This is a genomic window from Streptococcus sp. GMD3S (genome assembly GCF_000298695.2).
Taxonomy (GTDB): domain Bacteria; phylum Bacillota; class Bacilli; order Lactobacillales; family Streptococcaceae; genus Streptococcus.
Genome location: NZ_AJRC02000015.1, coordinates 38,431 through 44,870, shown reverse-complemented (window position 1 = coordinate 44,870; position 6,440 = coordinate 38,431). Strand labels below are relative to the sequence as shown.

General features: G+C 41.3%; 6 protein-coding genes. All 6 read right to left on the bottom strand.

The window, feature by feature from the left end; genetic code table 11:
- Positions 1-673: phospho-2-dehydro-3-deoxyheptonate aldolase (locus GMD3S_RS0207705; RefSeq protein ID WP_025172972.1), on the bottom strand; the 673-nt coding region annotated here is incomplete at its 3' end.
- A 79-nt stretch (positions 674-752) separates the two neighbouring features.
- Complete coding sequence (gene secA / locus GMD3S_RS0207700) at positions 753-3,266, bottom strand: preprotein translocase subunit SecA (protein WP_001284115.1); 2,514 nt, start codon at positions 3,264-3,266, stop codon at positions 753-755.
- Positions 3,267-3,396: 130 nt separating this feature from the next.
- On the bottom strand, positions 3,397-4,152 hold the full coding sequence (locus GMD3S_RS0207695) for a DNA alkylation repair protein (protein ID WP_001085879.1): 756 nt from the start codon (positions 4,150-4,152) through the stop codon (positions 3,397-3,399).
- Between the two features lie 144 nt (positions 4,153-4,296).
- Entirely contained in the window at positions 4,297-4,587 is a 291-nt protein-coding gene (locus GMD3S_RS11035; protein ID WP_000415957.1) for a hypothetical protein, read from the bottom strand.
- Positions 4,588-4,719: 132 nt separating this feature from the next.
- Positions 4,720-5,316 carry a LemA family protein gene (locus tag GMD3S_RS0207685; protein WP_000812473.1) on the bottom strand — a complete coding sequence of 199 codons (597 nt, stop codon included), beginning with the start codon at positions 5,314-5,316 and terminating at the stop codon, positions 4,720-4,722.
- A gap of 160 nt (positions 5,317-5,476) precedes the next feature.
- Positions 5,477-6,343 carry a TPM domain-containing protein gene (locus tag GMD3S_RS0207680; RefSeq protein ID WP_000749678.1) on the bottom strand — a complete coding sequence of 289 codons (867 nt, stop codon included), beginning with the start codon at positions 6,341-6,343 and terminating at the stop codon, positions 5,477-5,479.
- Between the last annotated feature and the right edge of the window lie 97 nt (positions 6,344-6,440).

The following is a 6,440-nucleotide window of genomic DNA, read 5'->3' as shown; positions in this document are numbered from 1 at the left end:
CGCGAAGAATGGCGTGGGACAATGGATTTCCCGTTGTTTCCACCTCTTTACCGAGGAAAAGGAAACTCTGTTTATTTTGCGCTGCGTAAATCCCGTTAAACATGACATTGAGATTTCCAGATGTTGGATTTTTAAATCCTGTTGAAAAGTCTGCTCCACTCGCTACAAAACGGTGCTGTTGATCCTCTACAGAACGAGCTCCAACAGCCATATAAGAAATCAAATCATCCACCAGCGGAAGATTTTCAGGATAAAGCATCTCATCCGCTGTTGTCATACCCGTTTCGGTAATCACACGGTAGTGTAGCTGACGAACAGCCTTGATCCCATTGATCAAGCTAGGAGCTTCTGTCGCATTTGGTTGATGAATCAAGCCCTTATAGCCATCTCCATTGGTACGAGGTTTAGCTGTATAGACACGCATGACCATAAAAATACGGTCTTTGACCTCTTCTTGCAAAGCAGATAGACGCTTGGCATACTCAAGAACCGCCTCTTCGTTATCAGATGAACATGGTCCAATCACCAAGAGAATACGCTGGTCTTCCCCACGGATGATGGCTTCCAATTCCTGATCACGTTGATTTTTTCTCGCAAGAGCCGCTCCCTCTAATTTAGACAAGGCGCGAACTTCTTCAATGTTAATTTTAGGACTTTTAGCTTTAAATACCATGATTCATCTCCTTATAAAGCAAACGGACACCAAGCAAAAAATGATTTTTACCAGGTATCCGCCTGTATCTTATCTCATATTATTGTCTCTTACCATGACAGTTCTTGAATTTCTTACCTGATCCACATGGGCATTGGTCGTTCCGTCCGATTTGGCTCAAGTCCAAATCTTCTGGAAGGCTTGCCTGCTGCGCTGCGATATTACGAGTCGCAGTTGTACTGATATTGTGTTCAGTTTGCGGACGTTCTTGTTCATGGATTTGTGCTTTCATCATCAAGCGGGTCACATCGAATTCAATCGATCCAATCATGTCGTTAAACATGCGGAAACCTTCTGCTTGATATTCTACAACAGGGTTGTTTTGGGCATATCCACGAAGACCAACAGCATTTCGCAACTGGTCAAGAGCATCGATATGGTCTGTCCACTTGTTGTCTACAACACGTAGAATCAAGACTTTTTGGAATTCTTTCACTGCATCTTCGTCACGAAGCTTAGCAACTTGGCTGTCATAGACTTTCAAGGCACGTTGGAAAAGTTCATCTTTGATAGCTTGGTCCGACAAACCTGCAAGGTCTGAACGGCTAATTGAATCTTCTGGAAGCAAGTTATACTTAGCAAAGTTCAAGATTGCTTCCAATTTTTCATCTTCTTTCGAACGAGCATGTGCATCCACGATACGTCCAATGGTACGACGGATCATAGCATGGATTTCTGGTGCCAAGTCACGATCTGCAGTAATAACATCATAACGTTGTGCATAGATGATTTCACGTTGTTCACGCATAACATCATCGTATTGAAGGACTTGTTTACGAGTGTCGTAGTTGTTTCCTTCGACACGTTTTTGAGCTGCTTCAACTTGACGCGTTAACATGCGAGATTCGATGGCTTCGTCAGACATGTTGAGTCGTTCAAAGACACCTTTCAAACGTTCAGAACCGAAACGTTTCATCAAATCATCTTCAAGAGACAAGTAGAATTGTGACTCACCTGGGTCTCCTTGACGTCCTGAACGTCCACGAAGCTGATTATCAATACGGCGACTTTCGTGACGCTCTGTACCGATAACACAAAGTCCACCAAGCTCACGAACCCCTTCACCAAGTTTAATGTCGGTACCACGACCAGCCATGTTGGTTGCGATAGTAACCGCGCCACGTTGACCAGCGTTCATGATGATTTGCGCTTCTCTGTAGTGGTTCTTCGCATTCAAGACTTCGTGAGGAACACCTGCTGCTACCAATTTCTTGGAGAGGAAATCACTCGTTTCAACGGCAACTGTACCTACCAAGACCGGCTGACCTTTTTGGTAACGAGCTTTTACATCTTCAACTACAGCCTTAAATTTCGCATCCAGACTTGCATAGAGAAGGTCTGAGTGGTCGATACGTTGAATTGGACGGTTGGTTGGGATTGGGATAACACGAATGTTGTAAATTTCGCGGAATTCTTCTTCTTCTGTTTTACCAGTACCTGTCATACCTGCCAATTTCTTATACATACGGAAGAGGTTTTGATAGGTAATAGAAGCTGAAGTCTTGGTCTCGTCTTGAATTGGCACACCTTCTTTTGCTTCAATCGCTTGGTGCAAACCATCAGAGTAACGACGACCTTCCATGGTACGACCTGTAAATTGGTCGACAATCAAGATTTCCTGCTCTTCACTAACCACATAGTCGATATCGAGAATCATGATATAGTTGGCACGGAGGGCATTGTCGATAAAGTGAGTAAGAGCTACATTTTCAATGTCGTAGAGATTTTCTAGTTTGAAGTAGCTTTCAGCCTTGTCAATACCAGAATCTGACAAACCGATCGTCTTAGACTGAACGTCAATGATATAGTCGTCCTTGTCCAAAGATTTCACGAAGTGGTCCGCCATATGGTAGAGTTGGCTTGTTTCAACTGCGTTGGCACCTGAAACGATCAATGGTGTACGAGCTTCGTCGATCAAAATTGAGTCAACCTCATCGACCAAGGCATAATTGAGTGGACGTTGCACCATGTTTTCCGCACGAACGACCATGTTATCACGCAAATAGTCGAAACCAATCTCTGAGTTGGTTGAGTAGGTAATATCACAAAGGTAAGCCTCTTTTTTCTCCATTGGAGATTTAGCTGCCAAGTTAATCCCTACTGACAAACCGAGCCATGAGTACAACTCACCCATTTCAGTCGCGTCACGTTCTGTTAGGTATTCGTTGACTGTAACTACGTGAACCCCTTTACCTGCAAGGGCATTGAGGTACACTGGCATAGTCGCTGTCAAGGTCTTCCCTTCACCCGTACGCATCTCTGGAACATCACCATGGTGAAGAACAATCCCACCCATGACCTGAACCTTATAAGGGAAGAGCCCAAGGACACGTTTTGCAGCTTCACGAACTACTGCAAAAGCCTCATATAGCAATGAATCAAGTGATTCACCCTTATTGTACCGCTCTTTAAATTCGTCAGTTTTCGCTTTTAGTTCTTCGTCTGACATTGCAGCCATTTGGCTCTCATAGTTAAGAACCTTATCAGCCATCTTTTCCAGACGACGAAGTTCTCCTTTATCATTTTCAATAATCGTTTTTAAAATATTAGCCATGATTTTCCTTACTTTTTATTCTGAATATTTTAGAATGTTCTTTTAATTTTAGCATATTTACCATTATTTTTCAAGAAAGAATCCTTAATTTACAACGGAAAAGGCCAGCTGAAATTCAGTTTTTTTTGCATCAATCTTCTGTGGCTACCTTTTTGTTTTTTGTTCGAGATGCATGCTTGATGATCCAAGCACAACTTGGACTTAGCTCCTTCTTTTGCCAAGTTTGAAGAATCCTTTCAAACTTATCAGGATCTTCCTTGTATAAATCATTTAAATTATTAGCTACACTTTTTTGAATGGACTTGTCTCTATCATCCTTTAGATTGGTCAGAATAGTGGTGAAATCCTCAAAATAATCCAATACCACGGTTTGTTTCTTAGCCCAAGGCAGACGGATACGCATACATTCGCTGGCAAGTCTACGAACGCGCAAATTTTCATCCCGACTCCATTCTAACAGCAAAGCCATTGTAGCCTTAGGATAGCGAGCCAGCAAAGGTCTCATAGAAAATTCTCCAGTAAATCGCTTGGTTAGTTCCTTACTAAAGGCCGCGCTCAATTCAAATTCCTTGTCCCCATATAGCTCTACATATTTTCCGATTGGCCAAAGCCAATATCCTTCTGAGAACATACCTAAACCACCCTCCAACTCGGGACCCAAAATTTTCTCAAAAACCTTGAGAGAGTCCTCATAAGATAGGGGAAGGCAATCTTTGATACTTTTAGCCAAGAGTTCTTGACGCTGGCTAAACTCCAACTCTTCCAAGTCTTTTTCTACCAACAACCTAAACTTTCGCTCATCAAATGCAGGGGACGCTTCTTGCAACCGTCGACTCAAATCCCTAGCATAAGCCAAGTCATAATAATCTTTTACTTTTTTAGCCATTTTTCAAATCCCTTAATCTTCATTTTACGGGACTTATTATATCATACAGACAGTCCGTCAACAAAATTATTTTCATATCTCCAACTATTTTAACAAGAAAGAGAAAAGGACTAGAAGCTAGTCTGGTCCTTCATTTGTTAATGTTTAATTTCCCAAGAATATAGGCAATATCCCAAAATACCAAAAGAGATTGATCCAGAAGGCCAAGCAAAAGATGATGCCAAAGATGAGAAGACTGATTTTTTTAATCAGCACGGAGTATAGGATGGATAAAACTCCAAAAACCACAAAGAGTTTTTTCATAACGAAATAATATACTGAAACTCCTCCTATTTGCCAATCCCAAGGAAGGAAAAACATGAGGAACCAGAGAAGGCAAATCGTAAGAATATATCTCTTGTAGTGCGCTTCAAGAAAGGCTTTTGTTTTCTCCATAGCAAACCTCCATTTGAGTCACTGTCTCTTCCCTTTTATTATACCAAAAAAACCTGGAAAAAGCTTTCCAGGTTCGGATTTGAAATCACTAGTCCTACTAGAGAAATTCCTTTATTCACAGGCTGATTCACTTTATTGACTTGATGAAGATGTTCCAAAATCGACCTTAGGAACTGTCTTGGCTTCTTCTGTTTCTTTAAAGGTTTCAGCTTCTTTAAAGTTCATCATATTCGCAAAAAGCACGGTTGGAAAACTTCTCAACTTTTGATTGTACTCAGCTGCAACCTTATTATAGTCCTTGCGTGCTACAAAAATACGATTTTCACTGCCTGAAAGTTCGACCATTAGTTGCTCAACATTTTGATTGCTCTTGAGCTCTGGATAATTCTCCGTCAAGGAAATCAAGCGGGAAAGAGCAGAGCTCAATTCTCCCTGAGCCTTTTGGTTTTCTTCCGATGTCACTGAGCTACTACCGATTTTAGCTCTAGCATCCGCAATCTTGGTAAAGACTTCGGTTTCATGATTCATTTGTCCTTTAACGGACTCCACCAAGTTACCAATCAAGTCCGAACGACGTTGGAGGGCTGTCGAAACATCGGCCTGAGCCTGCTCCACTTTAGTCTGTTCACCAACCAGACCATTATAGGTCGTCACTGCGGAACAACTTCCCAGAACTAGTAGTCCAAAAAAGATCGCCACTATTGAGAGAATTACTTTATTTTGTTTCATATCAAAACCTTAACACTTTCTTTTATCAACTTTTCTGAGAAAATACTCAGATTTTAAATCAATTTCCCAAACTTTGTTTTTATTTTTAATTAAGGAGTGAACTCTTGCAAAGGAGTCACCTTACTGTATGGAAAAATCGGTTTGTGCAATATATGATCACTCACCAGTCATCAGACGAACCGCCACCATCAAAGCCACCGCCGTCCCAGCCTCCAGATGAGTCGGAGCCTGAGTCAGACCAAGAAGAACCTGAATCAGACCAAGAGGAACCTGAGTCTGATGAGTCACTGCCCCACCAGCCACCGCCAGAATCATCTCCACGTGAACCACGACCACCAAATAGAAATCCGATAATCATCACGATGAAGTAAATGAGAACTCCAAATACGATAACTCCGTCGCTCGAACTGCTTTTTCGATGACGTCTCGAAGAACTACTCTCACCAGCATACCTTTCAAGTTCCCTTAAGCGACTAGAGTTGGTAGTATAGTCGTAACTACTTTTAGAACTTGAAGCAGTCGTACTCGATCCACTATAGAACATGTAGTTGAGATTATTGACTATTGAGAGAACACCCTTGTTATAGTCACCATTTTTAAAGTAAGGACGTGCTGTTGTCAAGAACCTGTGAGTCTGATAGTCAGTGATCTTACTGGCCACATTATTACTGGTTTCAATCCGTGATTTTCTATCTTGGACTGCTACCACAATCAAGACACCGTGATTATCTCCCGAGTAGCCAATCTTCCAAGCCCTAGCTGTTTCATTGGCTACAGTCTCGATTGTTTCTCCATCTAGGCTTTTCACAACGTAAACACCCATCTGGAATTTTTCTGATTTTTTACTATTGACATTATTCAATTCCCGAATCTGACTTATAGTCTCATCCGTTAAATAATGATCCGGGTCATAAATTCCGTACTCAGGTTTTTCAGGTGCTGTGAATGCTGACAAGAAGAGAAAGATCATTAGCAACCCAAGCAAGCGAACCAACAAACTATGTTTAAATAATCTGCTTTTTTTCATAATAACCTCCCTGATAAAGGAAAATTGATTTAAGGAATTATAGCATTTTGATTTTTACAAAAAAAGTGCATTTTCATTACAAATAGATTACAAAAAC